The organism is Kitasatospora sp. NPDC059577 (assembly GCF_042735475.1).
Taxonomy (GTDB): Bacteria; Actinomycetota; Actinomycetes; order Streptomycetales; family Streptomycetaceae; genus Kitasatospora.
The window spans coordinates 21,235-47,612 of the sequence record NZ_JBHWBZ010000018.1; the positions used below are offsets into that span (position 1 = coordinate 21,235).

The 26,378-nt window shown below is 74.3% G+C and carries 27 protein-coding genes; 12 read left to right on the forward strand and 15 right to left on the reverse strand.

Annotated elements, in window-relative coordinates; genetic code table 11:
* From ACFV0O_RS16720 to ACFV0O_RS16730, 3 genes are all read right to left on the reverse strand, one after another.
* Positions 1 to 926 (reverse strand): GAF domain-containing protein (locus ACFV0O_RS16720; protein ID WP_380341929.1); only part of this gene is annotated, 926 nt, incomplete at its 3' end.
* A 146-nt stretch (positions 927 to 1,072) separates the two neighbouring features.
* Positions 1,073 to 2,191: a M56 family metallopeptidase gene (locus tag ACFV0O_RS16725; RefSeq protein WP_380341931.1), complete on the reverse strand. Its 1,119-nt coding sequence runs from the start codon at positions 2,189 to 2,191 to the stop codon at positions 1,073 to 1,075.
* Positions 2,188 to 2,643, reverse strand: coding sequence for a BlaI/MecI/CopY family transcriptional regulator (locus ACFV0O_RS16730; RefSeq protein ID WP_380341933.1), 456 nt, complete (start codon positions 2,641 to 2,643; stop codon positions 2,188 to 2,190). Before ACFV0O_RS16730 ends, ACFV0O_RS16725 begins: the two co-directional genes overlap by 4 nt.
* A 171-nt stretch (positions 2,644 to 2,814) precedes the next feature.
* Here ACFV0O_RS16730 and ACFV0O_RS16735 point away from each other — a divergent pair, with 171 nt between their 5' ends.
* From ACFV0O_RS16735 to ACFV0O_RS16745, 3 genes are all read left to right on the forward strand, one after another.
* Positions 2,815 to 3,483 carry a DedA family protein gene (locus tag ACFV0O_RS16735; protein WP_380341935.1) on the forward strand — a complete coding sequence of 223 codons (669 nt, stop codon included), beginning with the start codon at positions 2,815 to 2,817 and terminating at the stop codon, positions 3,481 to 3,483.
* Entirely contained in the window at positions 3,483 to 4,151 is a 669-nt protein-coding gene (locus ACFV0O_RS16740; protein ID WP_380341938.1) for a phosphatase PAP2 family protein, read from the forward strand. The genes ACFV0O_RS16735 and ACFV0O_RS16740 overlap by 1 nt, the downstream gene beginning before the upstream one ends.
* Positions 4,152 to 4,318: 167 nt before the next feature.
* Entirely contained in the window at positions 4,319 to 4,834 is a 516-nt protein-coding gene (locus ACFV0O_RS16745) for a pyridoxamine 5'-phosphate oxidase family protein (protein ID WP_380341941.1), read from the forward strand.
* A 139-nt stretch (positions 4,835 to 4,973) separates the two neighbouring features.
* Here the strand turns inward: ACFV0O_RS16745 and ACFV0O_RS16750 are convergent, their stop codons facing one another.
* From ACFV0O_RS16750 to ACFV0O_RS16780, 7 genes are all read right to left on the reverse strand, one after another.
* Positions 4,974 to 5,465, reverse strand: a complete 492-nt coding sequence (locus ACFV0O_RS16750) for a hypothetical protein (RefSeq protein ID WP_380341944.1) — start codon at positions 5,463 to 5,465, stop codon at positions 4,974 to 4,976.
* Positions 5,466 to 5,580: 115 nt separating this feature from the next.
* Positions 5,581 to 5,901 carry a multidrug efflux SMR transporter gene (locus tag ACFV0O_RS16755; RefSeq protein ID WP_360255793.1) on the reverse strand — a complete coding sequence of 107 codons (321 nt, stop codon included), beginning with the start codon at positions 5,899 to 5,901 and terminating at the stop codon, positions 5,581 to 5,583.
* Between the two features lie 7 nt (positions 5,902 to 5,908).
* Entirely contained in the window at positions 5,909 to 6,658 is a 750-nt protein-coding gene (locus tag ACFV0O_RS16760) for an HAD family hydrolase (protein WP_380341947.1), read from the reverse strand.
* Positions 6,659 to 6,708: 50 nt separating this feature from the next.
* Positions 6,709 to 7,794: an ABC transporter ATP-binding protein gene (locus tag ACFV0O_RS16765; RefSeq protein WP_380341950.1), complete on the reverse strand. Its 1,086-nt coding sequence runs from the start codon at positions 7,792 to 7,794 to the stop codon at positions 6,709 to 6,711.
* A 54-nt stretch (positions 7,795 to 7,848) separates the two neighbouring features.
* Positions 7,849 to 8,658 (reverse strand): ABC transporter permease, encoded by an 810-nt coding sequence (locus ACFV0O_RS16770; protein ID WP_380342162.1) that lies wholly within the window; start codon positions 8,656 to 8,658, stop codon positions 7,849 to 7,851.
* Positions 8,658 to 9,635 carry an ABC transporter permease gene (locus tag ACFV0O_RS16775; RefSeq protein WP_380341953.1) on the reverse strand — a complete coding sequence of 326 codons (978 nt, stop codon included), beginning with the start codon at positions 9,633 to 9,635 and terminating at the stop codon, positions 8,658 to 8,660. Before ACFV0O_RS16775 ends, ACFV0O_RS16770 begins: the two co-directional genes overlap by 1 nt.
* 8 nt (positions 9,636 to 9,643) lie before the next feature.
* Positions 9,644 to 10,807 (reverse strand): ABC transporter substrate-binding protein, encoded by a 1,164-nt coding sequence (locus ACFV0O_RS16780; RefSeq protein ID WP_380341955.1) that lies wholly within the window; start codon positions 10,805 to 10,807, stop codon positions 9,644 to 9,646.
* A gap of 380 nt (positions 10,808 to 11,187) precedes the next feature.
* On the opposite strand from ACFV0O_RS16780, the gene ACFV0O_RS16785 reads away from it, so the two are divergent.
* Positions 11,188 to 11,964: a GntR family transcriptional regulator gene (locus ACFV0O_RS16785; protein ID WP_380342165.1), complete on the forward strand. Its 777-nt coding sequence runs from the start codon at positions 11,188 to 11,190 to the stop codon at positions 11,962 to 11,964.
* A 43-nt stretch (positions 11,965 to 12,007) separates the two neighbouring features.
* Here the strand turns inward: ACFV0O_RS16785 and ACFV0O_RS16790 are convergent, their stop codons facing one another.
* Positions 12,008 to 13,603 (reverse strand): TauD/TfdA family dioxygenase, encoded by a 1,596-nt coding sequence (locus ACFV0O_RS16790; RefSeq protein WP_380341957.1) that lies wholly within the window; start codon positions 13,601 to 13,603, stop codon positions 12,008 to 12,010.
* 339 nt (positions 13,604 to 13,942) lie between these two features.
* Here ACFV0O_RS16790 and ACFV0O_RS16795 point away from each other — a divergent pair, with 339 nt between their 5' ends.
* Positions 13,943 to 15,586, forward strand: a complete 1,644-nt coding sequence (locus ACFV0O_RS16795) for an APC family permease (protein WP_380341960.1) — start codon at positions 13,943 to 13,945, stop codon at positions 15,584 to 15,586.
* A 60-nt stretch (positions 15,587 to 15,646) separates the two neighbouring features.
* On the opposite strand, the gene ACFV0O_RS16800 is transcribed toward ACFV0O_RS16795, so the two are convergent.
* Positions 15,647 to 16,801, reverse strand: coding sequence for a pyridoxal-phosphate-dependent aminotransferase family protein (locus tag ACFV0O_RS16800; protein WP_380341963.1), 1,155 nt, complete (start codon positions 16,799 to 16,801; stop codon positions 15,647 to 15,649).
* Positions 16,802 to 16,844: 43 nt separating this feature from the next.
* Here ACFV0O_RS16800 and ACFV0O_RS16805 point away from each other — a divergent pair, with 43 nt between their 5' ends.
* The 4 genes from ACFV0O_RS16805 (at position 16,845) to glnII (ending at position 21,113) form a co-directional block, all read left to right on the forward strand.
* On the forward strand, positions 16,845 to 17,936 hold the full coding sequence (locus ACFV0O_RS16805) for an amidohydrolase family protein (protein WP_380341965.1): 1,092 nt from the start codon (positions 16,845 to 16,847) through the stop codon (positions 17,934 to 17,936).
* Between the two features lie 103 nt (positions 17,937 to 18,039).
* Entirely contained in the window at positions 18,040 to 18,717 is a 678-nt protein-coding gene (locus tag ACFV0O_RS16810; RefSeq protein ID WP_380341968.1) for a uracil-DNA glycosylase, read from the forward strand.
* A 155-nt stretch (positions 18,718 to 18,872) separates the two neighbouring features.
* The gene (locus ACFV0O_RS16815; RefSeq protein ID WP_380341971.1) at positions 18,873 to 19,862 is read left to right on the forward strand and encodes an SCO1860 family LAETG-anchored protein; all 990 of its coding nucleotides are present in this window, start codon (positions 18,873 to 18,875) and stop codon (positions 19,860 to 19,862) included.
* Positions 19,863 to 20,090: 228 nt separating this feature from the next.
* Positions 20,091 to 21,113 (forward strand): glutamine synthetase GlnII, encoded by a 1,023-nt coding sequence (gene glnII / locus ACFV0O_RS16820; protein ID WP_360255767.1) that lies wholly within the window; start codon positions 20,091 to 20,093, stop codon positions 21,111 to 21,113.
* Positions 21,114 to 21,212: 99 nt separating this feature from the next.
* Here glnII and ACFV0O_RS16825 read toward each other — a convergent pair whose 3' ends face one another.
* Positions 21,213 to 21,488: a hypothetical protein gene (locus tag ACFV0O_RS16825; RefSeq protein ID WP_380341974.1), complete on the reverse strand. Its 276-nt coding sequence runs from the start codon at positions 21,486 to 21,488 to the stop codon at positions 21,213 to 21,215.
* Positions 21,489 to 21,857: 369 nt separating this feature from the next.
* Here ACFV0O_RS16825 and ACFV0O_RS16830 point away from each other — a divergent pair, with 369 nt between their 5' ends.
* The 3 genes from ACFV0O_RS16830 to ACFV0O_RS16840 are packed head-to-tail and all read left to right on the forward strand — an operon-like array spanning position 21,858 to position 23,805.
* Entirely contained in the window at positions 21,858 to 22,436 is a 579-nt protein-coding gene (locus ACFV0O_RS16830) for a hypothetical protein (RefSeq protein ID WP_380341977.1), read from the forward strand.
* The gene (locus tag ACFV0O_RS16835; protein WP_380341980.1) at positions 22,418 to 22,969 is read left to right on the forward strand and encodes a hypothetical protein; all 552 of its coding nucleotides are present in this window, start codon (positions 22,418 to 22,420) and stop codon (positions 22,967 to 22,969) included. Before ACFV0O_RS16830 ends, ACFV0O_RS16835 begins: the two co-directional genes overlap by 19 nt.
* Positions 22,966 to 23,805: an MOSC domain-containing protein gene (locus ACFV0O_RS16840; RefSeq protein WP_380341983.1), complete on the forward strand. Its 840-nt coding sequence runs from the start codon at positions 22,966 to 22,968 to the stop codon at positions 23,803 to 23,805. Before ACFV0O_RS16835 ends, ACFV0O_RS16840 begins: the two co-directional genes overlap by 4 nt.
* Here ACFV0O_RS16840 and cobC read toward each other — a convergent pair.
* Together cobC and ACFV0O_RS16850 are read right to left on the reverse strand one after the other, a co-directional pair.
* Positions 23,792 to 24,838 (reverse strand): Rv2231c family pyridoxal phosphate-dependent protein CobC, encoded by a 1,047-nt coding sequence (gene cobC / locus ACFV0O_RS16845; RefSeq protein WP_380341986.1) that lies wholly within the window; start codon positions 24,836 to 24,838, stop codon positions 23,792 to 23,794. The two genes, ACFV0O_RS16840 and cobC, sit on opposite strands and share 14 nt — an antisense overlap.
* Positions 24,835 to 26,127, reverse strand: a complete 1,293-nt coding sequence (locus tag ACFV0O_RS16850) for a cobalamin biosynthesis protein (RefSeq protein ID WP_380341990.1) — start codon at positions 26,125 to 26,127, stop codon at positions 24,835 to 24,837. The genes cobC and ACFV0O_RS16850 overlap by 4 nt, the downstream gene beginning before the upstream one ends.
* Between the last annotated feature and the right edge of the window lie 251 nt (positions 26,128 to 26,378).

A 26,378-nucleotide genomic window follows, 5' to 3' on the forward strand; every position in this document is an offset into this window, starting at 1 on the left:
TTATATCCGACTGGTTCCAGGCCCCACGCCCGGCGGCGGGCCACCCTGGGCCGGGGGGGGGGGCCCCCCCCCGCGGGGGCCCCCCGCAGCCGGTTGGGCGGCGGCAGTCCGGCCGCGGCGGCGGTCCAGCCGGCCGCGTCCACCACCAGGGCCGGGCCGCCGACCCGGGCGAGCAGCGGGGCGGCCAGGGTGCGCAGCTGGTGCAGGGCCTCCAGGCGGTGGGCGCGCAGCTCGGTCTCGGCGAGCCGGGCGGCGGTGGCGGTCAGCTGGAGCAGGTACGGGCGGATGCTGTGCGCGGGGCCGCTGAGGTTGACGGCGCCGACCAGTTGTCCGGTGCCGGGGTCGTGCACGGGGGCGGCCACGCAGGTCCAGGAGTGGTGGCTGCGCAGGTAGTGCTCGGCGGAGTGGACGTGCATCGGGCGTCTGGCGCGCAGGGCGACGGCGATGCCGTTGGTGCCGACGCTCTCCTCGATCCAGCGGGCGCCCGGGATGAAACCGATCCGGTCGGCGCTGCGGCGCAGTCCGCGCTCGCCCTCCTGCCAGAGCACGTGGCCCTCGGAGTCGGCGATGGCGAGGATCAGCGGGAGCGCGTCGGTGGGTTCCAGCAGGGTCTGGCGCAGTATTGGCATGACTGTGTCAAGTCCGCTGGTGCGACGGCGCTGTTCGATTTCGCCCGGGCCGAGCAGGGCGGTCGCGGCGCCGGTGTCCGGGTCGAGGCCGAGCCGGCGCAGCCGGGCCCAGGAGTCGCCGATCTCGGGGCGCGGCTGGAGCAGGCCGGGGGCGCCGCCCTCCTCGGGGGCGGCGGGCCCGCCCAGCTCCCGGGCGGCGGCGTCGGCGAGCGTGCGCTCGTGGACCTTGGCCAGCTCCGTCGCGGTGGGCGGGGTGCGGCGCTCTGGTCGTCGGGACTGCCGTCCGGTCTGCCGCACTCGGTCCGCTCCTCGCCGCCGTTCGAGGTCGCGCCGGGGCCGACGCGCTGACGAAAGCGTACGGGTGAGCCGGGTCCGTGGGGACGGGGTCTGCCAACTCGGCATACCGGACGGTACGGATGGGGGCGGCCCGGGTGCGGAGGGCCTCAGTGCTGCGCTCCCGCGCCCTGCTGGGCGGCCTCGACGGTGTGGTGCAGGTCGGCGGTGGCCTCCAGGGTGGCGCCGGTGCTCAGTGCCAGGCAGACGGCCAGCGCCAGGGCGACGGCCCGCAGCCGGGTGCCGGGGGTGGTGGCCGGGCGGGGCTGGAGCAGTGCGGCCACCCGGCGCGGGACCGGCCCGGAGTGGGCGGCGGGGGCCAGCCGGGGCCGGTCCGGCCGGGGCGAACGGCTCGCGGCGAGGGCGGCCCGGCCGACGGCGCGCGCGGTCACGGTGCGGTCGCCGACCCGGGCGGCCGCCACCTCGTCGGCCCACCGCTCCAGGTGGTACCCGAGGGGCGTGCGCAGGGCGCGCAGCGCCGGGTGGACGTGGGCGGCGTGCTCGGCGAACGCGAGGAAGACGTGGTGGCGGGCGGCCAGGTGGGCCCGCTCGTGGGCGAGCAGCGCGGAGCGCTCCGGCCCGCTGAGGGCGCGCAGCATGCCGGAGGTGACCACGATCCGCCCGGGCTCGCCCGGGCGGCCGGGGCGGGGCAGGCGGCCGGGCAGGGCGAAGGCGTCGGCACGCTCGTCGTCCAGGACGGCGAGCGGGGGTTCGGCGGGGCGCAGGAGGGCCCCGAGTGCGGCACCGACGGGCCGCAGGAGGGCGGGGAGCGCGGCCCTGGCGGACCGGGGCGGGGCGGAGGAGCACTCCGGGGTGCGCGCCCGGCGCATGGTGACGTGCGGGGGGCGCATGTCCGGATGCTGGTCACCGGGCGGGAGGGCGGCCCGGGCCGTGCGCAGCTCCAGCCGGCGGCGACGGGCCGTGCGCACCGCCAGCGCGGTGAGCGCCACCAGCGCCAGGGCGGCCGCGGCCGCGGCGAGCGGGGCGTCCGGCGCGGCCGCGGTGAGCCAGCGCAGCGAGAGGTGGCCGAGGGCGGCGACCGGCGGCAGCTGGAGCAGGCCGGCGGCGGCGAGGAGGCCGAGCGAGCAGAGGGTGCCGCCGGCCAGGACGGCGGCACTGCCGGCCAGCATCCAGGCGGCGGCCCGCGGCGACAGCGCCTCGGCGAGGCGGCGGGCCAGCGGCGCGGCCAGGAAGGGCAGCAGCAGCGGGGCCCAGACGGCGAGCATCATCGGCCGGCCGCTCCCCGGGCGCCCGACTGCGGGTGGCCGTCGCCGACGGTTCCCGGGCCGTCCGCCGGGGCGCCGGGGGCTCCGGTGCCGTCGCCGAGCAGTGCGCGCAGCAGCTGCTCGTCCTCGGCGGAGAGGTCCGAGACGAAGCGGGCCAGCACGGTGGAGCGGTCGGCCTCGCGGCCCAGTTCGGTGTGCATCCGGCGGGCGGCCAGCCCGGCGGTGTCCTGGACGGTCGGCGTGTAGGCGTAGGCGCGGCCGGCCCGGGTGCGCTCGACCGTCCCCTTGTCGTGCAGCCGGGCCAGGATCGTCGCGATGGTGGTGCGGGCGAGGTCCCCGCCGAGCGCCGTCTGGACGTCCTGCGGCGTCATCGGCTGCCGGGCCGACCAGAGGGCGGCCAGCACCTCGGCCTCCAGCTCCCCGGCAGGCCGGCGGGCGGGCGGTACGTCGGACATGGCGGCGGTTCCTCCAGTTATCGTCTACAGTCATGTAGACCGTCTACGTTACTGTAGACGGTCTGGGCGGTCCTGCCGTGAACAGCCGGCCCCGGGGGACCACCGTGCACCGGCCGGTCCGGGCGGGCCCCGTCGGGAACCGCCCTCCAACGTACGGGAGGTCCGCCAGCCTTGCTCCAGTTCCCCGTCGATCCGGCCGTTCACCTCGCCGTGAACCCGCTGGACGCATCCTCACTGCTCGCCGCGTTCGGCGCGCTCGGCATCGCCGCGGTGCTGTTCGCCGAGACCGGCCTGCTCGTGGGCTTCTTCCTGCCCGGCGACTCGCTGCTGTTCACCGCCGGACTGCTCTGCGTGCCCGGCGCGACCCGCGGGCCGCAGCTGGAACTGTGGCAGGTGATCCCCGCCGCCCTGGTCGGAGCCCTGGCCGGAGCCCAGGTCGGCTACCTGATCGGACGCCGCGGGGGCCGGGCACTGCTGCGCCGCACCAAGCGGAAGAGCCTGCTCGAGGGCGCCGAACGGGCCGAGGAACTGCTCGCGAAGTACGGCCACGGCAAGGCGATCGTGCTCGCCCGCTTCATCCCCGTGGTCCGAACGGTGCTGAATCCGCTGTGCGGCGTGCTGGAGGTGCCGGTCCGCTCGTTCACCCTCTGGCAGGTCGCCGGCGGTGCGCTCTGGACCGTCGGCGTGGTGCTCGCCGGGTACGCGCTCGGATCGTCCGTACCCGGGATCGACCGATATCTGCTGCCCGTCATCGGTCTGGTAGTAGTTGTCTCCGTGCTCCCCATTGTTCTCGAACTGTTTCGCGCCCGTAAGGCGCCACGTCACGGAGGTGACGCGTGATGCCTTCCCGGGCCCTGGCCGTCTACGACGGCAGCGGCATCGACGGCAGCCTCTACACCCGGGTCAACGGGTGGGCGCAGTCGGCCCCGCACTGGCTGGACGAGCTGATCAAGGTGTGGTCGGCGATCGGCCTCGGGCTGTTCGCGGTCTTCATGCTCTGGGCGTGGTGGCGGGCCCGCGGCGCCGACTCCGCAGTGATGGCCAAGGTGCTGGCCTCACCGGTGATCGTGGTCGTCGCGTACGGCCTCAACTCCGTGTTCAAGGGCCTCGTCGAAGAGGTCCGGCCCTGCGCGCAGATCCCCGGCAGCGTCTCCCTGGAGACCTGCCCGGGCACCGGCGACTGGTCCTTCCCGAGCAACCACTCGGTGATCGCCTTCGCCGCCGCGGTCTCGCTCTGGTTCGTCAACCGGCGGCTCGGCCTGGTGGCCGTCCTCTTCGCCGCGCTGATGGCCGCCTCCCGCGTCTGGGTCGGCGTGCACTACCCGCACGACGTGGCCGTCGGCGCGCTCGTCGGCCTGCTGGCCGCGGTGCTGCTCGCGCCGGTCGCCGGGCGCTGCGGGCCACTGGTCGACCGGATGCGGACCGGCGCGCTGCGGCCGCTGCTCGGGCCGGGCGAACCGCCGCTGGTCAGCCGCGGGTACGCGGGCTACGAGGCGCAGCAGCGCTGACACCGACACCGGCGCCGTCGGCGCCACCCGTTCCGCAACCCTTGTTCGGCCGGGGTGTCGGGTAGAGCATGTGAGCCGGGCGTGGGGCCTCCGCAGGAGGCGCCCGCCCGGCTCAGTCGTGCTCGGGGCGCGAGGGCGCCGGGCGTGCCAGCGGAGGGGAGTGCCGAATGCCGTACAGACTCGACATCACGCAGGGGGACTGGCCGGGCGACCTGCTGCACAAGGGCGTCGAGGGCCTGCTCGCGGAAGCCATGGTGCTCACCCTCGCCACCGCCGGCCACGAGCACGGACCGCACGCCAACCTGGCCTTCTTCGCGTACGACGACGACCTCGTCCTCTACTTCGTCAGCGAGCGCTCCACCCGGCACAGCCACCACCTCGCCGAGGAGGCCCGGGCCGCCGCCACCGTCTTCCTGCCGCCGCCGGTCTTCGGCGAACAACTGCGCGGCCTGCAACTGACCGGCAGCGCGGGCGAAGCCTGGGGCCGGCAGGCCGAGGCGGCGCTGGCCGCGTACCAGGGGCGCTACCCGTCCTTCGCGCAGGACGAGGACGTCCGGCGGCAGTTCCTCACCGGCGGCGGCGCGGCCGCGCTGTACCGCTTCCAGGTGGAGGAACTGACGGCGGTCGACGAGCCCAACTTCGGCCGCCGCAACTACCTGCGGGCCCGGGTGGCGCGCTCGTAGGCGGCTCCGGGCTGCTGCCGTCGGGGGCGTCACGCGGATCTGCTCGTATGTCGGCAGCGTCTCCGGGTCGCTCCGTGCGGCGTGATCCGCTCGGAGGCTCCGGGTGATTCCTGACCCTGTCGTGGGGTGAGTGGTGGCGTCAGCGGCGCCAGAGGCCGCGCTTCTTCGGGGTGACGAGGCCGGCGACCGAGGCGGCGAAGAGTTCGGCGACGGGGGAGGGGCCCTGGCCGTGGTTGAGGTGGCTCTCGGCGGTCCACTCGCCGAGGACGGTGCCGGGGCTGCCGTCGAAGGGGCTGAAGGCGTGTTCCAGGGTGACGTAGCGGACGGTCCTGCTGCCCCGGGGGTGGACGGCGGCGGCGAAGTGGGCCTCGGTGGCGCCGACCGGGGTCGGGAGGGTGACCAGCAGCATGGGGTGGCCGTCGACCGACAGGTGGCGGCAGTCGAGGCCGTGGGCGGGCAGTCGCTCCTCGGGCGGGAGGGTCCGGCCGAGGTCGTCCCAGATCCGGGTGACGACGGGCAGCAGGCTGCCGCCGTCCGGTGCCGGGGTGGCCACGCGCGGGCCGAACTCCAGGACCTGGCGGGCGAGCTCGCGGTGGACGAAGCGGTAGTGGTGGGGTCGGGGGTCCGTCATGGGGGACACCGTAGCGAACGGCCCGGAGCGGGAAGTCGGCCAGTCCGACGTCCCGCTCCGGGCAGGTGAGTTGAGTAGCAATTGCATGAACTGACGGCTCGTCAGGCCGGTGTGGTCAGTGGCTGCCCTTGAGGTTGAGCACGACCACTCCGACGATCACCAGCGCGAGCCCCAGCCACTGCAGCCGCCCGAGCGACTCCCCGAAGGCGACCACGCCTATCCCGGCGACCGCCGCGGTGCCGGCCCCCGACCAGACCGCGTAGGCGACCGAGACCGGTATGTGCTTGAGCGCGCGGCCGAGCAGGTAGAACGAGAGCGCGTAGCCGATGCCGACCCCGATGCTGGGCCAGAGGCGGGTGAACCCCTCGGTGAGTTTGAGGCAGCTGGTGGCGCAGACCTCGCTCAGGATGGCGAGGGCGAGCAGGACGTAGGGCATGTCGGGATCAAACCGCCGGAGCGGCGGTGAGCTTCCCGAGCAGCGCGAGGTCGGCCTGCTCCAGGCTGGCCAGCAGGGTGATCCGCTCCCCGTCCGGCATCGGCGTCGCGGTGGACGGCACGGCGAGCACGGCGCAGCCGGCCCCGGCGGCGGAGGCGACCCCGGTCGGGGTGTCCTCGACGGCGACGCAGAGCGCCGGGTCGAGGCCGAGGAGCTCGGCGGCGGCGAGGTACGGGTCGGGGGCGGGCTTGGTGCGCGGGGTGTCCTCGGCGGCGAGGGTGACGGCGAACCAGTCCCGGCCGATGGCGGACAGCACGAGGTCGACCACCCGGCGCGGGGAGGCGGAGACCAGTGCGGTGGGCACCCGGGCGTCGCGCAGCGAGGCCAGCAGGGCGAGCGCGCCGGGGCGGGGCACCGTCTCGGCGGCGACCTTGCCGGCGAAGGACTCGCCGAGCCGGGCGGCGAGTTCGGCCTCGCTGAGGCTGGTGCCGCTGACCCGGTGGAGGTGGGCGGCGGTGTGCTCGACGGCCTGGCCGAGCACCTCGGGGGCGTCCCGGTCGGTGAGCGGGTGGTGGAGTTCCTCGGCGATCTCGGCGGCGGTCTGCCACCACAGCTGCTCGGTGTCGACCAGGGTGCCGTCCATGTCGAAGAGGACGGCGGCGGGCAGGGGGGTCCCGGGCTGTCCGGACTCGGGCTGTCCGGACTCGGACGGGACGGATTCGGACGGGACGGATTCGGGCTGTACGGATTCAGGCATGGCGGTACCTTCGGCGGTTCTCAGGGTCGGAGCAGGGACGTGCAAGGCTCTCAGGCCGGGCGGCGGTCCACCAGCACGGGGCGCTCCGGCAGGGTGAGCTCGGCGCGCGAGCCGGCCGGCAGCGCGGCGGTGGCCTCGGTGGGCAGGTCGGCCTTGACCTCGGTGCCGTCGTCGAGGCGGACGGTGAGCCGGGTGACGGCGCCCAGGAAGGACGCGGAGACCACCAGGGCGGGGCCGTTCTCGGCCGGCGCCAGCGAGACGTTCTCCGGGCGGACCAGCACGTGGAGTTCGCCGTCGGCCGGGATCACGCCGTCCACGGCGTGGCGGCGGCCGAGCACCTCGACGCCGTCCGGGGTGCGGGTGCACGGGATGCGGCTCATGGTGCCGACGAACTCGGCGACGAAGGCGGTGGCGGGCCGGCCGTACAGCTCGGACGGGGTGGCGCACTGTTCCAGCCGGCCCGCGCGCAGCACCGCGACCCGGTCGGCCATCGACAGCGCCTCCTCCTGGTCGTGGGTGACGAACAGGGTGGTGATGCCCAGCTCCTGCTGCAGGCGCCGGATCTCCTCGCGCAGCTGCAGCCGGACCTTGGCGTCCAGCGCCGACAGCGGTTCGTCGAGCAGCAGCACGCGCGGCTGCAGGGCGAGGGCGCGGGCGAGCGCGATGCGCTGCTGCTGGCCGCCGGACATCTGGTGCGGGTAGTGCTCGGCGCGGTGCGGCAGGCCGACCAGCTCCAGCAGTTCCAGGGCGCGCTTGCGGCGGTCGGCCTTGCCGGTGCCGCGCATCCGCAGCCCGAAGGCGACGTTGTCCAGCGCGGTCAGGTGCGGGAAGAGGCTGTACGACTGGAACACCATGCCGGCGTCACGCTTGTGCGCGGGGATCGCGGTGATGTCCTGGCCGTCGACCAGGACCTCGCCCGAGTCGTGCTGCTCGAAGCCGGCCAGGATGCGCAGCGCGGTGGTCTTGCCGCAGCCGGACGGGCCGAGCAGGGCGAGCAGTTCGCCCGGGTGGACGGTGAGGTCCAGGCCGTCGAGGGCGGTGGTGGCGCCGAACGAGCGGCGCAGCGAGCGGAACTCGACGGTGGCGCTGCCGGGGGCGAGCGCGACGCCGGTGACGGGGGCGGGGGCCGTGGTCATGGCTGGTGACTCCTGGAAAGCGTGGGGTGGTTCAGGACCGTACGGGCGGTGCGCTCAGGAGCGCGCGGTCTTGCGGCCGCGGCCGACGGCGGACATCAGCAGCAGGACGAGCCAGACGATCAGCAGGCTGAGCATCGAGACCGCGACGGACATCTGGCCGTCGCTCTTGCCGTTGGAGTTGATCCACACCGAGAAGGGGGCGAAGCCGAGGATGGAGGCGGTGGTGAACTCGCCGAGCACCAGGGCGACGGTGAGTACGGCCGCGTTCAGCAGCGCGCTGCGCAGGTTCGGCAGGACGACGGTGAACACCGCGCGCAGCCAGCCCGCGCCGCAGTTGCGGGCGGCCTCGACCAGGGTGACGACGTCCACGCCGCGCAGTCCGGCGTCGATCGCCCGGTAGGCGAAGGGGAGCGCCATCAGCACGTACGCGATGACCAGGACGATCGGGAAGGCCGGGTCCTGGATCGCCACGATGGTCTGGAAGAGCGGGGTGTCCTGCAGGTAGTCCGGGCCCCAGCGCAGCACGCCGATGATGCCGGTGGTGAGCGCGACGACGGGGACGACCAGCGGCATCGAGCACATCACCTCGATCACCGGGCGCAGCCTGGGCGCGCCGAGCCGGGCGGCGAGCATCGCCGGGACGAGCAGGAGCAGCAGCACCGCGACGGTGACGCCGGCCAGTTCGAGGCTGAGCACCAGGCTGTCGGTGAAGCCGGGGGCGTTCAGCAGCTCGGTGTAGGCGCGGAAGGTGGTGCCGCCCTTGTTGTCGTCGACGCTGAACCACAGCGAGGCGGCCATCGGCACGGCGAAGTAGACGCCGCAGAGCAGCAGGACCAGGCCGCGGCCGAAACGGATGCGATCGATCAGGCGAGCCACTTGGCACTCCGGCGCTGAAGGGGCAGGTAGACGGCCATCACCAGGCAGGCGACCACGATCATGTCGAGGCCGAGGGCGAGGGCGAGGTTGCCCTGGCCGACCAGGACGTTGCCGGACAGCGCGTCGCCGATCTGCATCGAGATCAGCGGCACCGAACTGCCCACCATGGCCTCGGCGGTGGCGTACGCGGCGAAGGAGGCGCCGAACAGCAGCACGAAGCCGCCGAGCAGTGAGGGCAGCAGGACCGGCAGCGCGACGTGCCGCCAGTACTGCAGCGAGGTGGCGCCGTTGTTGTAGGCGGCCTCGCGCCACTGGACGCGCAGGCCCTCCAGGGCCGGGGTGATGGTGATGACCATCAGCGGGACCAGGAAGTAGAGGTAGACCACCGAGAGGCCGGAGAAGGTGTAGAGGCTCCAGCCGTGCGCGGTCAGGCCGAGCTTCTTGGTGACCTCGCCGGAGTTGCCGAGGGTCGCGACGAACATGAACGCGAGCGGTACGCCGCCGAAGTTGGCGAGCACGCCGGAGGCCGACATCACGGCCTCGCGGAACACCCGGAACCGGGAGGTCGCCACGGCCTGGGCCAGCGGCAGGCCGACCAGGGTGGCGATCAGCGCGGTCAGCAGCGAGAGCTTCACGCTGCCCCACAGGGCCGTCCAGTAGGCGCCCTGGAGGGAACCGGTGAGGTTGTCGGTGGTGAAGGTGCCGCCGCCGTCGGGCGCGTCCGAGGAGGTGGTGAACGCGCCGATGGCGATCGCGACGGCGGGCAGGCCGAAGCCGATCAGGAAGAACAGCAGCAGGGGGAGGGCGGCGAGCCAGGCGCGGCCGCCGCTGGCCCGGCGCTTGCCGGGGCGGGGGGCCTTGGCGGCGAGGGCCGAGGCCGTGGCGGGGGTTGCGGGGCCGGGGGCGCCCCCGCCGCTCTGGGCGGCGGAGGCGCTGGCCGGCACCGGGGTGGGAGCCGTAGTCATGAGTCAGATCAGCCCGAGATCGCCTTGGCCCAGTTCTCGGTCACGACCTTCTTGGCCGCCGTGGTCTGGTCGTCGGTCGGGAAGGTGGTGAAGGGCTTCTCGACGGCCGGCAGCTTGGCGGCGGCGGCCGCGTCCAGGGTGCCGGCGGTCTTCATGGCGTCGAACAGGGCCGGGGTGGCGTAGCCGCCCAGGAAGCCGTTCTGGCCCTCCGCGCTGTAGAGGTACTCCTCCCACAGGCGGGCGGCGGCCGGGTGCGGCGCTTCCTTGTTGATGGCCTGGTTGTAGAAGTTGGCGTAGATGCCGTCGGACGGGATGCTGACCTGCCAGTCGATGCCCTTGTCCTTGAACTTCTCGGCGTAGCCGGCGTTCAGGTAGGACCAGTCGATGCTGATCGGGGTCTCGCCCTTCTCGATGGTCGCCGGGGTGACCTCGACCGGGTTGAAGTTGCCGGCCTGCTTCAGCTTGCCGAAGAAGTCGATGCCGGGCTGGATGTTGTCCAGCGAGCCGTTGTTGGCCAGGGAGGCGGCCATGACGGCGCTGTACGCGGCGTTCGCCTTGGTCGGGTTGCCGTTGAGCGCGACCATGCCCTTGTACTCGGGCTTCAGCAGGTCGGCGAAGGTCTTCGGGCAGGCCGAGACCTTCTTGGCGTCGCAGGCGATCGAGATGTAGCCGCCGTAGTCGTTGTAGCGCAGCCCGTCGGCGTCCTTCATCGTGTCCGGGATCTTGGCGAAGTCGACGACCTTGTACGGGGCGAACAGGCCCTGCTTGGCACCGGAGGTGGCGAACGCGCCACCGAGGTCGACGACGTCGGGGGCGCGGTCCTGGCCCTTGCGGGAGGTGACCGCGTTGATCTCGTCCTGGCTGGAGCCGTCCGGGTTCTCGTCCTCGATCTCGATGCCGTACTTGGCCTTGAAGTCGTCCATCAGCTTGCCGTAGTTCGCCCAGTCGCGCGGCAGCGTGATGACGTGCAGCTTGCCCTCCTTCTTGGCGGCGGCGACCAGGCCGTCCATGCCGCCGAAGTCGGCGACCGAGGTGGCGGTCTTGGCGTTCTTGCCACCCGCGGCGTCGCCGGACTTCGCGGAGGAGCCGGCGGAACCGCAGGCGGTGAGGGAGAGCGCGGCGGCGGTCAGGACGGCCGCGAAGGCGGCGGTACGGGCGCGGTGCACGGACACGGGTCAGTCTCCTGAGAAGGGGGAACTGCGAGTGGGCGTCTCGATCGGGGGATCTGGCGAGTGGCGGTCCGGAGTCGTCCACGCTTCGGTGCTGTTCGGAACCGTCCGAGTTGACTAGCCAACTTCGCTGACGGGGGTAAGTACGCCGGAGCCCGGTGACGGGAAGGTGAACGGACGGCCCAGAACCGGGGTCGGCTGCGGGAACGGTGGAATCCGGCCATCGGAGCGTGATCCGTTCGGTGCGATGCTTCGAAGACGCAGCGGGATATGGTCGGGCAGTCCGCGCCGTCACCGCTGCGCAGGACACCGCCCCAGGAGGGACATTGACTGACGTGGCAACTGAGCCCCAGCGCCCCGAGGCCCAGGGGCGCCCGGCCGCCGTGGACCGCCCGGCGGCGGCCGAGGAGCGAGGCTCCGGTGCGCTGTACCGGAAGGTGGCCGCCGACCTCCGCGAGGCCATCACCACCGGCGCGTACGGCGAGGCCGGCCGGCTGCCCGCCGAGGGCGCGCTGGCCGAGCAGTACGGCGTCTCCCGCGGCACCGTCCGTCAGGCGCTCGCCGTGCTGCGCTCCGACGGGCTGGTCACCTCCCGCCGCGGCACCCGCCGGGTCGTGCTCGGCGGCGCCCGCGTGCAGAGCTTCTCCGAACTGCTCAGCTTCACGCACTGGGCGTACTCGATGGGCGAGGAACCCGGCGGCATCCTGGACTCGCTGGTGCGCCGCCCGGCCGACGCCGCCGAGCGCGAGCAACTGCGCCTGGAACCGGGCGCCGAGGTGTACGTGACGGTCCGGCTTCGGACGCTCTCCGGCACGCCCGTGATGGTCGAGCGCACCGTCTACCCGCCGCGGGTCGGCGAGATCGTCGCCGAGCTGCCGCCGGACGTGGTCTCGCACACCGAGGTCCTGCGCGAGCACGGCATCCTGTTCACCGACGCCGACCACACCATCGACATCGTCGCCGCCAACGCGGAGGACGCCCGGCTGCTCGGCTGCCGCCGCGGCGGCCCGCTGCTGCGCGAGCGGCGGCGCACCACCGACCCGACGGGCACCCCGGTGGAGTGGTCCCAGGACCGCTACCTGCCCGGCACGGTGGCCTTCAGCGTGCACAACTCGCTGGCCACCTCGGCGCTCTCGCGGCACGCGCGGGAGATGGACTGAGCCTCCCCCCGCGCGTGCGGGTGCTCTCGCGCGTCCCCGTGCGCTAGCGCATGAGGGCGGCGAGCAGCGGCCGGTAGTGGTCGAATCCGGGGACCGGCGCGCCGGCCACCTTCGCCTGCTCGTCCCAGCGCCGGACGGCCACCGCGTCGACCGCGCCGGGGAGTTCGGCGAAGGCGGCGGCCTCGGCGTCGGACATCGGGCCGCCCTGGACGGTCAGCGTGTACTCGGAGGCCGCGGAGAGCCGGTCCCGGTACCCGGGCTCGACCGCGCACAGGTAGCGCTTGGCGGCGACGTGCAGCCGGACCGGCTCGGTGACCTCCGGGCCGAACCAGCGGGCCAGCCGGTCGGCGCCGGTGTCGCTGTGCCGGTTGTCGTTCCCCTGCATCAGGTCCCGTCCGTGCAGGGCGCCCCGGCCGTGCTCATCGGAGAAGTGGCCGACGTCGTGCAGCAGGGCGGCGGCGACCAGGTGGTCCGGCGCGCCGGCGGCCTCGGCGGCAGCGGCGGCCTGCAGCATGTGCTCGGCCATGGTGACCTCCTCGCCCAGGTACTCCGCGGCGCCCTCGCCCGCGAACAGCCCGGCGACCGCGTCCAGGGCGGCGGCGCGGCCGTGCAGCACGGCGAGGGTGCTCGCCAGCGAGTCCAGGTCGGCGTAGCAGCCCTGGAGGTGCCGGTGGCCGTCCTGCCGGAAGGCCGTCCGGGCGTGCAGGAGGCGGGTGTTGTCGAAGACCAGGCAGTCACCGGGGCCCAGGCGGAAGGTGAGCTGCAGCTCGGGGCGCAGGGTGATCGCGGCGAACCGGCGGTAGGCGGTGTAGAAGGCGCCCACCTGCGCGTCGCTCCCGCGCAGGGTGCCGATCGAGCGGTTGTTGAACCGCACCTCCCGGATCCGGCCGAGCGGGTCGACGTCGATCAGCGGACGGTCGGCGCGCAGCTCGGTGCGGCGGTCGCGGAAGACGAAGGGCACGGGCGTGCGGGTCAGCGTCTCGAAGTCCGCCGGCGACTCCTCGCGCAGGAGCGCCGCGGCCCCGAAGCCGTCCACCAGCCCGGAGTCCCCGCCGGTCGCCGAGTTCTCCAGGCAGTGCAGCAGCTGCAGCGTCGGTACCGGGTCGCGGTACGGGTTGTCGGTGTGCGGCGCGATCGCGGCGCTGGTGAAGGCGAGGTTGTTCGGGTCCGGTTCGACCCGGACGTCGAACAGCTCCCCGTAGTTGGTGACCCGCACGTACCCGAAGCTCTCGGCCACCCGCAGCACCTGCCGCTCCGCGGTCGGCACCCCGCGCAGCACCGCGAACCCGCTGCGGCGGACGGCGGCGAGGACCGCGGCCTGCTCGGCGGGGTCCTTCAGGTACTCCTCCCACTCCGCCTCCGGGATCCCCCGGGCGAAGTCCGCGGCCGCCCAGAGCCGCTTGCCCTGTTCGGTGCGGCCGTCGCCGTGGTCCGCCTCGTCGAGCCACGCCAGCGGGTAGCGGGAGCGGTGCCCGTCCGACCAGAGCACCTCCAGGCGCCCGTCCGACTCGGTGCTCGCCGCGATCGCCAGGTCCTCCGGCAGGTCGTCGATCCGGAACAGCTTCTGCCCGTTGCGCGGATCCCGGCACTCGGCGCACGGGCAGTTGTCGCGCAGCCAGTACGGCGGTGGCTCGGTCATGTCCGACTCTCCTCTTCGGCGACATCTCGGGGTGAAGTTGTATAGCCAACTTCACCTGATCCTGGAGCCTGCCTGCCGGTGGTGAGTTCCCGGTGCCCGGCAGGTGAACGCTGCGGGAACGATCCCGGGAGACGTCGGTCGGAAGCGCCGGGTGCCGGGTGGACCGACCTGCCTGCCGCGTGCCGTGGACGGTCGACTCCCGGGAGTCGCCGCGCCGACGGCGGCCGCTTCCGCCGTCTGGCTGACAGGGGCGGGTCGGAGCGCGTTTTGGTGCGGGGGAGTTCGGGGTGCTGCGGCACTGTCGGGGTTGATTTCCCCTGATGTGAGAGGCGGCCGGGCATGGCTCATTCCGATACGAACACGGGGCCGGTTGCCTCGGGGCACACCGGGCTCAAGCGCGAGGTCGGGGTCGCCGGGCTGCTGTGGGCCTCGGTCGGCGCGATCATCGGCTCCGGGTGGCTGTTCGGTGCGCAGAAGGCGGCGGTGGCGGCGGGGCCCGCGGCGTTGCTGTCCTGGGGGATCGGCGCGGTGGCGATCATCCTGCTGGCGCTGGTGCACGCCGAGCTGGGCGGGCTGTTCCCGGTGGCGGGCGGGACGGCGCGGTACCCGCACTACGCCTTCGGCGGGTTCGCGGGGATGTCCTTCGGCTGGTTCACCTGGCTGCAGGCGGCGACGATCGCGCCGATCGAGGTGCAGGCGATGATCAACTACGCCCAGCACTGGTCCTGGGCGGACGGCCTGCTGAACAAGGACCTGACGCTCACCGGCACCGGGTTCGTGGTCGCGGCCGCGCTGATGGGTGTCTTCGTCGCGATCAACTTCCTCGGCGTCCGGCTCCTCGCGCACACCAACAGCGTGGCCACCGTCTGGAAGGTCGCCGTCCCGATCCTGACCATCTTCGCCCTCGGGTTCACCGACTTCCACAGCTCCAACTTCACCGAACACGGCTTCGCGCCGGACGGCTCCAAGGGCGTGCTCACCGCGATCAGCACCAGCGGGGTGATCTTCGCGCTGCTCGGCTTCGAACAGGCCATCCAGTGGGCCGGCGAGAGCCGCAACCCGCGCCGGGACATCCCCCGGGCCGTCCTGGGGTCGGTGGTGATCGGCACGGTCATCTACGTCATGCTCCAGGTGGTGTTCATCGGAGCCCTGCCGCCGGAGACCTTCGCCGGCGGCTGGAGCACGCTCACCTACCCGGGCATCAGCGGGCCGTTCGCGGGCCTCGCCACCCTGATCGGCCTGGGTTGGCTGGCCACCATCCTCTTCATCGACGCGATCATCTCGCCGGCCGGCACCGGGCTGGTCTACATGACCTCCAGCTCGCGGGTGACGTACGGCCTCAGTCGCAACGGCTACGCGCCGCAGGCCCTGCAGTTCACCGACAAGCGCTCGGTGCCCTGGCTGGGACTGATCATCGCGTGGGTGGCCGGCGTGATCTGCTTCCTGCCCTTCCCGAGCTGGCAGCGGCTGGTCGGCTTCATCACCTCGGCCGTGGTGCTGATGTACGCGGGCGCCCCGCTGGCCTTCGGCGTACTGCGCAAGCGGCTGCCCGGGATGGAGCGCTCGTACCACCTGCCCGGCGGCACGATCATCTCGCCGATCGCCTTCGTGGTGGCGAGTCTCATCATCTACTGGTCCGGCTGGGACACGCTCTGGCGGCTGGGCCTGGCGATCGTGATCGGGTACGTGCTGCTCGGCGGCTACTCCGCCTACGCCGTCTCGAAGGGGGTGCCGAACGCGCCTCGGATGGACTTCAAGGCCGGGCAGTGGCTGCCGGTCTACCTGGTCGGCATGGGCCTCACCTCCTGGCAGGGCACCTTCGGCGTGGGCGCGAAGGGGAACCTGCCGCTGTGGTGGGACATCGCCGTCGTGGTGGTGTTCTCCCTGGTGATCTACTACTGGGCGCTGGCGGTCGCGCTGCCGGCGGAGGAGATCGAGCGGAACATCCGCGGCGTCGAGGTGATCGACGCCGGCGGGCACTGAGCGGGACGTACGGGAGCGGCCCCCGGGGAGTTGTCCCCCGGGGGCCGCTCCGTTGTGTGCTCAGGCCCGGACGGCCGTGTCCCAGGCGGCCTCGGCGGCGGCCAGGGCCGGCCCGGCGTCGGCGCCCGTGGCCGCCGCGAGGCCGGTGAGGCAGGCGCGGACGGTGTCCGGCGCGGCCGCCGGGCCGTAGTGGTTGACCCGGAGCATGGTGGCGGCCAGGGCGCCGCCGCCCGGCTGGACGGGCAGGGCCGGGTCGAGGCGGGCGGCGAGGGCGGTGGCGTCGACGCCGTCCGGGGTGCGCAGGGTGGTGGCGACCGGCGCCGCGTGGGCGTCCTCGGTGACGAAGGGGGTCAGGGTGCCGAGCGCGCGGACGCCGGCCCGGGTGGCGGCCGCGGCGGCGCGGTGGCGGGCGATGACGGCGGGCAGGCCGTCGGCGGCGATCCGGTCCAGGCAGGCGCCGAGCGCGAGCATCTCCAACTGGGCCGGGGCGTGCGGGAGCACGGCGCGGCCGGCGTCGGTCCAGCGCTCCTTCCAGTCGAGCAGCGACAGGTAGGAGCGGCGCGGGGCGGCCGGGTTGGCGGCGATCCGCTCCCAGGCGCGCTCGGAGACCGAGACGGCGGAGACGCCGGCCGGGCCGCCCATCGCCTTCTGGCCGCCGATGACGCACAGGTCGATGCCCCACTCGTCGGTGAGCAGCGGTTCGGCGGCGACGGAGGCGACCGCGTCGAGCATCAGCAGGGCGCCGTGCTCGCGGACCACGGCGCCGATCCCGGCGACCGGGTTGGTGTTGCCGGTGGCGGCCTCGGCGTGGACGAGCGAGACGAAGTCGACCGCGGGGGCGGCGTCGAGGGCGTCGGCCACCTGCTCCGCGCTCACCGCGCCGTCGAAGGGGACGGCGAGGTCGATGACGGTCGCGCCGCAGGAGCGCAGCCAGTTGCCGAAGGTCTGCCCGTAGGGGCCGGTGACGATGTTGAGCGCGGTCGAACCGGGGTGTGCGGCGCCGCGGATCGCGGCCTCCAGGGGGAGCAGCGCCTCGCCCTGGGTGACGATCACGTCGGCCTCGGTGTGCAGCAGCGCGGCCACCCGGTCCTCGATCGCCGCGAACTCGGCGGCGCTGAGCGGGGGGAGGTCGAGGAAGGGGCTCACGGTTCTGGGGCCTTTCGCACGCGGGACGGCGGGGGCGGGGTGGTGGGTGCCGGAACGAGTCTGCCGCATCCTCGCTCCTCCCACGGAACGCGCCCGTCGGTAGAGTGCGGCCATGAGCGATGGCGCGGTGCTGCACGTGCGGGGTCGGGTGCTGGTCGGTCCGGAGGACGTCCGGGACGAACTCTGGGTGGTGGACGGCCGGGTGAGCTTCACCCGCCCGCCGTCGGCCGGGGACGTCCGCACGGTGACCGGCTGGGTGCTGCCCGGCCTGGTGGACGCGCACTGCCACGTCGGCCTGGACGCGCACGGCGCGGTGGACGCGCAGACCAGCGAGAAGCAGGCGCTCACCGACCGCGACGCCGGCACGCTGCTGATCCGCGACGCCGGTTCGGCCGCCGACACCCGCTGGATCGACGAGCGCGAGGACCTGCCCCGGATCATCCGCGCCGGCCGGCACATCGCCCGTACCCGCCGCTACATCCGCAACTACGCGCACGAGATCGAGCCGGGCGACCTGGCCGCGTACGTCCGGGCCGAGGCGCGGCGCGGCGACGGCTGGGTGAAGCTGGTCGGCGACTGGATCGACCGCGACCGCGGCGACCTCGCCGCCTGCTGGCCGGGCGAGGCGCTGGCCGAGGCGATCGCGGCGGCGCACGAGGAGGGCGCCCGGGTCACCGCGCACTGCTTCGCCGCCGAGTCGCTGCCCGACCTGCTGGCGGCCGGGATCGACTGCGTCGAGCACGCCACCGGGCTGACCGAGGAGCTGATCCCGGCCTTCGCCGAGCGCGGGGTGGCCATCGTGCCGACCCTGGTCAACATCGCCACCTTCCCGGACCTCGCGGCCGGCGGCGAGGGCAGGTTCCCGGCCTGGGCGGCGCACATGCGGCGGCTGCACGAGCGCCGCTACGACACCGTGGGCGCCGCGCACGACGCGGGCATCCCGGTGTTCGTCGGCACGGACGCGGGCGGTTCGCTCGCGCACGGGCTGGTCGCGGACGAGGTGGCGGAGCTGGTGCGGGCGGGGCTGAGTCCGGCCGAGGCGTTGTCGGCGGCGAGCTGGGGCGCGCGGCGGTGGCTGGGGCGGCCGGGCCTGGAGGAGGGCGCCCCGGCGGACTTCGTGGTCTACGCGCAGGACCCGCGGGCGGACGTCCGGGTGCTCGCGGACCCGCGGCTGGTGGTGCTGCGGGGGCGGCCGGTCGGCTGATCGGACGACCGATCCGGGGTTGATCGGGCGGCCCCGGCCGGGCCCCCGATCGCATGATCATCCGCTGAACGGCCTGTCGGTGTAGGCCGATAGGGTGGCGACCATGGCACCGCGTCCACTGAACGAGATCGTCGAGCCCGGCTGGGCCGCCGCCCTGGAACCCGTCACCGGACGGGTCGCCGCGATGGGCGACTTCCTGCGCACCGAACTGGCCGCAGGCCGTACCTACCTGCCCTCCGGCCCGAACGTGCTGCGGGCCTTCCAGCAGCCCCTCGCCGACGTGCGGGTGCTGATCGTCGGGCAGGACCCGTACCCGACCCCCGGCCACGCCGTCGGGCTCAGCTTCTCGGTGGCGCCGGAGGTCCGGCCGATCCCGGGGAGCCTGATCAACATCTACCGGGAGTACGGCAACGACCTCGGCCTGCCGCAGCCCTCCAACGGGGACCTCACCCCGTGGACGCGGCAGGGCGTGCTGCTGCTCAACCGTGCGCTGACCACCGCGCCGGGCAAGCCCGCCGCGCACCGGAGCAAGGGCTGGGAGGAGGTCACCGAGCAGGCGATCCGGGCGCTGGTGGCGCGCGGCGGGCCGCTGGTGGCGATCCTCTGGGGCCGCGACGCCCGTAACCTGCGGCCGCTGCTCGGGGACGTCCCGGCGATCGAGTCGGCGCACCCGAGCCCGATGTCGGCCGACCGCGGCTTCTTCGGCTCGCGGCCGTTCAGCCGGGCGAACGAGCTGCTGGTGCGGCAGGGGGCGCAGCCGGTGGACTGGCGGCTCCCCTAGGGCCCGGACCGCCCCGGGACCCGCCTTAGCAGGTTCAGGTCAGCGCGGAACGTCAATCTCACTCCAACGAGTGAAATGACGTTCCGTGGTGCTCATGTGACGGATTGTTCGAGAAGACTGGCGGCTCATCGTTTCATCTGTGTGGGGGTATCGCCATGTCTTCTCGCCGAATCGTTTCCGCAGTCGCCGTCGTGCTGGTGAGCACCGCGCTCACCGCTGGGCCCGTCCAGGCGGCCCCGACGGCCCCGACGGCCTCGGCGACCCCGCCCTCGCCGGGCAAGGCGCGTGCCGTCACCGCCGAACTCGCCCTGGACGTCAAGCTGCTGAACAACGCCGTGGACGTCCCGGTGAACATCGCGCTGAACAAGGTGGAGTCGCCCGCGCAGCGGGAAGGCTCGGTGCTGACCGCCACCGTGGACGGCGTCGACCAGCAGGGCCCGGTCACCCTGGTCAAGGCGGACGTCGGCAAGTCCGTGACCCGCGTCGACGCCAAGGGCGCCACCGCCTCCGTCAAGCTGGTCAACGCCGACGTGCACGCCCCCGGCCTGCCCGCCACCGCGCTGCTCGGCCTGGAGGCGATGAGCGCCGAGGTGACCTGCCCGGTGGACGGGCCGCCCACCGCGAACGTGGTCGCGCCCGCCAAGCTGACCGTGCTCGGCAAGCCGGTCACCGTCGACCTGTACGGGCCGACCGCGGTGGACGTGCCGCTGATCGGCCGCGTGTCCGTGGAGTTCTCCAAGAAGACCACCACCACGACCACCGCCGCCGCCTCGGCCCTGGAGGTGCAGGTGGAGGTGAACCCGCTGAACCTGAACGTCGCCAAGGTCACCGGCAAGGTCACCGTCGCCTCGGTGGGCTGCGAGAAGCCCTCCGCGCCCTCGGCCACCCCGGCCGCGACGGACACCCCGGGCACCGCTCCCACCAGCGCGCCCGCCGCCCAGCCGGTGGCCGACACCACCACCTCGCGCGCCGCCGCCCCGCAGGCCGCGGCGGACAAGCCCGGGCAGCCGGAGAAGCTCGCCAGCACCGGCGGCAGCAGCGCCACCGGGCCGCTGGCCGCCGGCGCCGCCGCCCTCGTCGCGGGCGGGGCGGCCGCACTGTGGGCCACCCGGCGCCGCCGGGCCGCGCACGCCCGTCGGTCCTGAGCGGCCACCCGGCCGCCGGTGCCGGCGGGCCGCGCGCCCGCCGGCGTCGACCGGCGCGCACCGGTGGCACCGCGTGACGCGGGAGTGCCGACCCCGGCACTCCCGCACCGTGACCGTGCCAATGCGGACGGTTGGTTCACATGCGCGTTACATGAGAGGAACAACCGGGAAACGGCGGCTTGCGACGCTACGCGGGCACCCACCACCCAGCAACGCGAGGGACAAGCCGTGGCAATCAAGGCCGAGTACATCTGGATCGACGGCACCAAGCCGACCGCGAAGCTCCGTTCCAAGACTCGCGTCCTGCCCAACGCCGACAAGATCCCCACCTGGGGCTTCGACGGTTCCTCGACCAACCAGGCCGAGGGCCACGCCTCGGACCGCGTGCTGGAGCCGGTGAAGGTCACGCCGGACCCGATCCGCGGCGGTGACAACATCCTGGTCCTCTGCGAGGTCCTGGAGACGAACGGCACCCCCCACGAGTCCAACACCCGCTCCCTGCTGCGTGAGGTCGCCGAGAAGTACGCCGCCCAGGAGTCGATCTTCGGCATCGAGCAGGAGTACACCTTCTTCAAGGGCTCCCGCCCGCTCGGCTTCCCCGAGGGCGGCTTCCCGGCCCCGCAGGGCGGCTACTACTGCGGTGTCGGTGCCGAGGAGGTCTTCGGCCGCGAGATCGTCGAGCTGCACCTGGACCGCTGCATCGACGCCGGCCTGGCGATCTGCGGCATCAACGCCGAGGTCATGCCCGGCCAGTGGGAGTTCCAGATCGGCCCGGTCGACGCGCTGACCGTCTCGGACGACATGTGGATCGCCCGCTACCTGCTCTACCGCACCGCCGAGGAGTTCGGCATCGACGCCACCCTGGACGCCAAGCCGGCCCGGGGCGACTGGAACGGCGCGGGTGCCCACACCAACTTCTCCACCAAGGCGATGCGCGAGGGCTACGACGCCATCATCACCGCCTGCGAGTCGCTCGGCGCCTCCCAGGAGAAGGTGCTGGAGCACGTCAGCCAGTACGGCGACGACATCCAGTCCCGCCTGACCGGCAAGCACGAGACCGCCCCGTGGAACGTCTACAGCTACGGCGTCTCCAACCGCGGTGCCTCCGTCCGCATCCCGTGGCAGGTCGAGGTGGAGCAGAAGGGCTACATCGAGGACCGTCGCCCGAACGCCAACATCGACCCCTACGTCGTCACCCGCCTGCTGATCAACACCTGCTGCGAGGCCCTGGAGAAGGCCGGCCAGGTCTGATCCGACGCCCCGCGTGGTGTGTGCGCAACGCCCGCAGGCCCCTTCCCGTACCGGGGAGGGGCCTGCGGGCGTTCGGGTACCGGCCGGATCGCCCGGCCGCTAACAGCTGACCTGGGCCGGGGTCTGCGCGAATCCCCGGTCGCAGAACACGCTGTGGCCGGTGCGCCGATCCACGACGTAGGCATCGGTGAAGGGGCCTTGCGCGGGCGCGCCCCCGGAGGCGACGCAGTGGCCCCGGTACAGGTTCGGGGGCAGGAACACGTCGCACGTGTAGGCCGCCACGTCCTGGGCGTGGGAGGCGGGGGCGGTGAGCGCCACCGCGCCCAGGGCCAGGGCCGCGGCTGCCGCGGGGGCGAGGATCCGTCGCAAGCGCATGGGACTTCCTTGGTCGGTGCACGGGGTGGGGGCGGTGCGGGACCGCCTGCCTCCACGTTCGGCGGCGGCGCCCCGGCGGACAACCGTGCGCGTCCGAACGGCCCAGGTGCCGGGGTGAACCGGCGGGCGGTCCGGCGCCGGGCCCGGTCGGCGGGACGAAGCTGCGGGTGCTCGCGCTGCACGGCGGCTCGACGCAGCGGCCGGAGGTGCACCCGGGCTGTGGGCCGGCGTCGGGCTGCTGCACGGCGGCGCCGGTCGGCAGCCGCCGGCGGCCGGGCGGTGGAGGTGCGGTCGGGTGTCGGTTGCGGAGTCCGATCGTGGTCCGCAATTCGCTGGTCAACCGCCCCTGCCGGAACGAGAATTCACGGCATGACCCAGCAGCCCCTGCTCCTCCTCGACGTGGACGGACCGCTCAATCCCTACGCAGCGCCGAAGCGGCGGCCGGACGGCTACGGCACCTACCGGCTGCTGCCCACCTGGTGGGTCGCGAAGCAGGAACGGCTGGCGGCGGCCCAGGCCAGGCTGGCGACGCGCGCCAAGCACGCGAAGCGCCCGGCGGGCCGGGTCAAACCGCTGCGGGTGTGGCTGAACCCGGCGCACGGGCCGGAGTTGCTGGCCCTGCCGTACGAGCTGGTGTGGGCCACCGGGTGGATGAGCGAGGCGAACACCCACATCGGTCCGAACATCGGGCTGCCCGAACTCCCGTACATCCGTTGGACGGAGATGTTCGGCGACGACCCGGACGGGCTGCACTGGAAGACCCGCGACGTGGTCGCCTGGGCGGCCGGTCGGCCCTTCGTCTGGGTGGACGACGAGCTCGGCCCGCAGGACGCCGAGTGGATCGAGGCGAACCACCCCGGACCGGCGCTCACCCTGCACGTCAATCCCCGAACAGGCCTGCTGGCGGACGACTTCGCGACCCTGCGGGAATGGGCGGCCGCCGCGTGACCGCTCAGCCGCTGCTCCTCCTCGACGTGGACGGACCGCTCAACCCCTACGCCGCGCCCGGGGCGCGGTGCCCGGAGGGCTACCGGACCCACCGGCTGCTCCCCGAGTCGTGGGTGGCCCGCCAGGCGCCGCAGCCGGGCGAGCAGGTGGAGCCGCTGCGGGTGTGGCTGAACCCGGCGCACGGGCCGGGGTTGCTGGCGCTGCCGTACGAGCTGGTGTGGGCGACCACCTGGATGGACGAGGCGAACGCCTTGATAGGTCCGAACATCGGGCTGCCCGAACTCCCGTACATCCGTTGGACGGAGGTGTTCGGCACCGACCCCGAGGGGCTGCACTGGAAGACCCGGGACCTGGTCGCCTGGGCGGCCGGGCGCCCGTTCGTCTGGGTGGACGACGAGCTCGGCCCGCAGGACATCGAGTGGATCGAGGCGAACCACCCGGGCCCGGCCGTGGCGCTCTGGGTCGATCCCCGGTTCGGCCTGCGGGAACTGCACTTCGAGGCGCTCCGGGAGTGGGCGGAGGAGGAGCGGTGAGCGCCCCCGGAGCCGGTGGCGGCGGATCCCCCGACGGCGGGGCCGGCGCGGGTACGGTCGAGCGGCTGCGGCGCTACCCGGTGAAGTCCCTGCTGGGGGAGGAGCTGGCCGAGGTCGCGGTCACCGGTCGGGGACTGGCCGGTGACCGGTCGCGGGCACTGCTCGACCTGTCGACCGGGCGGGTGGCCAGTGCCAAGCACCCCCGGCTCTGGGCGGGCCTGCTCGGGTACGCGGCGGCGGCCACGGCGGACGGCGGCGTGGAGATCACCGGCCCGGACGGGCGGGACGTGGGCGAGGCGGAGCTGTCCGAGGCGCTCGGCCGCACACTCGTACTGGTCGCCGAGCGCCCGCCCGGTGCGACGGTCGAGCGGGCCGTGCCGGAGGAGGTGCTGGCGCACGGCATAGCGGCCGAAGTCGGCTTCACCGTCAGCGAATTGGGCCGGGCCGCGCCCGACGGCGGCTTCTTCGACTACGCCCCGCTGCACCTGATCACCACCGCGACGCTGCGCGCCACCGGCTCCGAGGCCGAGCGCTACCGGCCGAACCTGGTGATCCGCACCGAGGGCGAGGGCTTCGTCGAGAACGCCTGGGTGGGCCGCGAGTTGGCCATCGGCCCCACGCTGCGCCTGCGGGTCGTGGCGCCCACCCCGCGCTGCGCCGTCCCCACCCTGCGGCACGGCCCGTTGCCCCGCCGCCCGGACGCCCTGCGCATCCCGGCCGAGCGGAACCGGGTGGTCCCGCTGGAGGGCATGCCGGCGCTGCCCTGTGCGGGCGTGTACGCGCAGGTGCTGGCGGCCGGGAGGATCCGGACGGGCGACGAGCTCAGGGTGCGGTGAGCACGGCCTCCAGGGCCTTGAGGAAGCGGTCGGTGGTCTCCTCGTCCCGCACGGCGATCCGCAGCCACTCCGCACCCAGTCCCGGGAAGGTGTCCCCGCGCCGGACGGCGAAGCCGTGCTCGCGCAGCCGCTCCCGGACGACCGCCGCTCCGGGCAGCCGCACCAGGACGAAGGACGCGGCCGGTTCGCCGTACAGCCGCACCGACGGGAAGGACGCCAGGCCCGCGACCAGGTGCGCGCGCCGGGCGGCGATCTCGGCGGCCGCCCGGTCCGCCTCGGCGAGTGCCGCCGGCCCGCTGCAGGCCTCGGCGGCGGCCAGCGCCGGGGTGGAGACCGGCCAGAGCGGCTGGGCGGCGGAGAGTTCGGCGATCAGTGGTGCGGGGCCGAGCACGTAGCCGATGCGCAGCCCGGCCAGCCCCCAGGTCTTGGTGAGGCTGCGCAGGACGACGACCCGGCCGGGCAGGTCCCGGGCGGAGGCGAGCGACTCCCGCTCGCCCGGCACGGTGTCCATGAAGGCCTCGTCCACCACCAGGGTGCGACCCGGCCGGGCGAGCGCGGCCACGGCCTCGGCGGGGTGCAGCACGGACGTGGGGTTGGTCGGGTTGCCGAGGACGACCAGGTCCGCCTCCTCGGGGACGGCGCCCAGCCGGAACCCGTCCTCGGGGGCGAGCAGCACCCGGTGCACCCGGTGCCCGGCGTCCCGAAGGGCCGCCTCCGGCTCGGTGAACTGCGGGTGCACCACGACGATGTGACGTGGCGTCAGAGTGCGGGCGAGCAGGACGAAGGCCTCTGCCGCACCCGAGGTGAGCAGGACCTCCTCGACCGGCCGGGCGTGCCGGGCGGCCACCGCGGCGCGGGCGGCACCCTGATCGGGGTAGGCGGCGAGGTCGCCCAGGGTGGCCGCGAGGCGCTCCCGCAGCCAGGCCGGCGGAGTGCCGGTGCGGACGTTGACGGCGAGGTCGACCAGGCCGAGCCCGTCGGCGCGGACCTCGGCGTCGCCGTGGTGGCGCAGGTCGGGTTCGGGGGTGGTCACGCGGGGTCTCCCTGGTGATGGGCGGCGGGCGGTGCGGACACGTGGTGGACCTCGTACGGGCCGGGCGGCACGGCGAGAGCGGCGCCGTCGCCGAGGGCGACCAGGGCGACGGCGTGTCCGTGGGCGGCGAGGTGCGCGGCGGCTCCGACCGGGTCCAGCGGTGCTCCGGCGCCGTCCGTCGTCGTCCCGGCGGCGACGTCGACCGCGATCCGCCGTGTGGTCGGCCGGAGCGGCCCGGCCGCCGCCTCGGCTGTGGCGAGCACGTCGGCGGCGTCGAGCGCCTCGGCCGCGGCGAGGACGTCGAGCGCGTCGAGGGCCTCGGGCGTGCCCACCACGGCGGAGGCATCCCGCAGTTCGGCCGGCAGGCGCGGCGCCGGCCGGCCGGCCGCGGCGGCGCCGAGGCCGATCAGCGTGATCCGTCCACGCAGCGCCGCCCGGGCGACCGCCACCGTCACCGTCGCCGACTTGCGCTTGGCGACCACGAGCCGACCGCCCGGCGCGCTCGTCAGCGCCGCGGCCTCGGCGACGCTCGCCGTGCCGACGGCCGCCCCGACCAGCGCGGACGGGTTCGGCACCGGTACGCCCGCCAGGGCCTGCGCCGGGTGCTCGTCCACCGGCACCCCGCCGAGGCAGAACGCGGCCCAGCGCACCGCCGGGTGGTCCGCCTTGCCGGCCACGGTGGCCAGCCGGGCCACCGCGGAGCGGGGCAGCCCGGCCTCCTCCAGCGTCTCCTCCAGCAGCCGCACCGCCTCGGCCGGTCCGGCACCGCCGGCGGCGCCGATCCCGACGACGAGGGTGCGCGGGAGCACCAGCACGTCGCCGTGGCCCGGGTCCTCCCGGTCGGTGATCCGCAGCACCGGGGCGTCCTCGGGGGTGCCGGACTCCGCCGCCCGCCGCAGGTGTCCGGGGCCCGGCGGGTGCCCGGGCACCGGCGCGTGGCCGGTGGGGACCGGGGTGACGCCGAGCGCGGCCGCGACCTCGACCGACAGTGCCTCCGCGGCGTCCCCGCCGGCCATCGGGATCACCCAGCGCCGCTGCGGGTCCAGGCAGAGCAGGGCCGTGCCGCGCGGCAGCGTGACGAGGCCGCCGGTCAGCAGGGAGACGACGGCCGGAAGCGGGGCGACGGCGACCACGGACCGGTACCGGTGGAGGGCGAAGTGCAGGACGTCGGGCGGCTGCGAGCAGTTGCCGCGCGAGGCCCGGTGGACGTGGCTGCTCTCCGGCCAGCGCGCGTGCAGTTCCTCGGCGAGCGGACGGCCCGGCCCGTCGACGGCCACCAGTCCGATCACGTACCGCGCTCCTCGCCGTTCCCGGCCCTGCTGCAGCGGGCCTCCGCGATCCCACCACGGGCGGCCGGAGGGGGTCAATCGCGGTGGGTGTGACGTCCGACGCCGGGGGCCGGGCGCGGGCCCGGGCCGTGCGGGCGGGGCGCCGGGTCGGCGGAACCGCGGGGGGCGGGGGGCGGGGGCCCCCGAGAGCGAAGAACGAGGGTGGCGCCCGCGGGAGGCGGTGGGGGTGTTGTGGAGGGTGGTGTTGGGGA

Bases quoted from the DNA above. Each gene is read 5' to 3' on its own strand.
- ACFV0O_RS16830 (WP_380341977.1), top strand. From the start codon at position 21,858: ATGACCCAGCAGCCCCTGCTCCTCCTCGACGTGGACGGACCGCTCAAT.
- ACFV0O_RS16745 (WP_380341941.1), top strand. From the start codon at position 4,319: ATGCCGTACAGACTCGACATCACGCAGGGGGACTGGCCGGGCGACCTG.
- ACFV0O_RS16790 (WP_380341957.1), bottom strand. From the start codon at position 13,603: ATGACCGAGCCACCGCCGTACTGGCTGCGCGACAACTGCCCGTGCGCC.
- ACFV0O_RS16755 (WP_360255793.1), bottom strand. From the start codon at position 5,901: ATGCCCTACGTCCTGCTCGCCCTCGCCATCCTGAGCGAGGTCTGCGCC.
- ACFV0O_RS16810 (WP_380341968.1), top strand. From the start codon at position 18,040: ATGGCACCGCGTCCACTGAACGAGATCGTCGAGCCCGGCTGGGCCGCC.
- ACFV0O_RS16750 (WP_380341944.1), bottom strand. From the start codon at position 5,465: ATGACGGACCCCCGACCCCACCACTACCGCTTCGTCCACCGCGAGCTC.
- ACFV0O_RS16765 (WP_380341950.1), bottom strand. From the start codon at position 7,794: ATGACCACGGCCCCCGCCCCCGTCACCGGCGTCGCGCTCGCCCCCGGC.
- ACFV0O_RS16835 (WP_380341980.1), top strand. From the start codon at position 22,418: ATGGGCGGCCGCCGCGTGACCGCTCAGCCGCTGCTCCTCCTCGACGTG.
- ACFV0O_RS16805 (WP_380341965.1), top strand. From the start codon at position 16,845: ATGAGCGATGGCGCGGTGCTGCACGTGCGGGGTCGGGTGCTGGTCGGT.
- ACFV0O_RS16740 (WP_380341938.1), top strand. From the start codon at position 3,483: ATGCCTTCCCGGGCCCTGGCCGTCTACGACGGCAGCGGCATCGACGGC.
- ACFV0O_RS16795 (WP_380341960.1), top strand. From the start codon at position 13,943: ATGGCTCATTCCGATACGAACACGGGGCCGGTTGCCTCGGGGCACACC.
- ACFV0O_RS16775 (WP_380341953.1), bottom strand. From the start codon at position 9,635: ATGACTACGGCTCCCACCCCGGTGCCGGCCAGCGCCTCCGCCGCCCAG.
- ACFV0O_RS16725 (WP_380341931.1), bottom strand. From the start codon at position 2,191: ATGATGCTCGCCGTCTGGGCCCCGCTGCTGCTGCCCTTCCTGGCCGCG.
- ACFV0O_RS16825 (WP_380341974.1), bottom strand. From the start codon at position 21,488: ATGCGCTTGCGACGGATCCTCGCCCCCGCGGCAGCCGCGGCCCTGGCC.
- ACFV0O_RS16815 (WP_380341971.1), top strand. From the start codon at position 18,873: ATGTCTTCTCGCCGAATCGTTTCCGCAGTCGCCGTCGTGCTGGTGAGC.
- ACFV0O_RS16760 (WP_380341947.1), bottom strand. From the start codon at position 6,658: ATGCCTGAATCCGTACAGCCCGAATCCGTCCCGTCCGAATCCGTCCCG.
- ACFV0O_RS16730 (WP_380341933.1), bottom strand. From the start codon at position 2,643: ATGTCCGACGTACCGCCCGCCCGCCGGCCTGCCGGGGAGCTGGAGGCC.
- ACFV0O_RS16800 (WP_380341963.1), bottom strand. From the start codon at position 16,801: ATGCGGCAGACTCGTTCCGGCACCCACCACCCCGCCCCCGCCGTCCCG.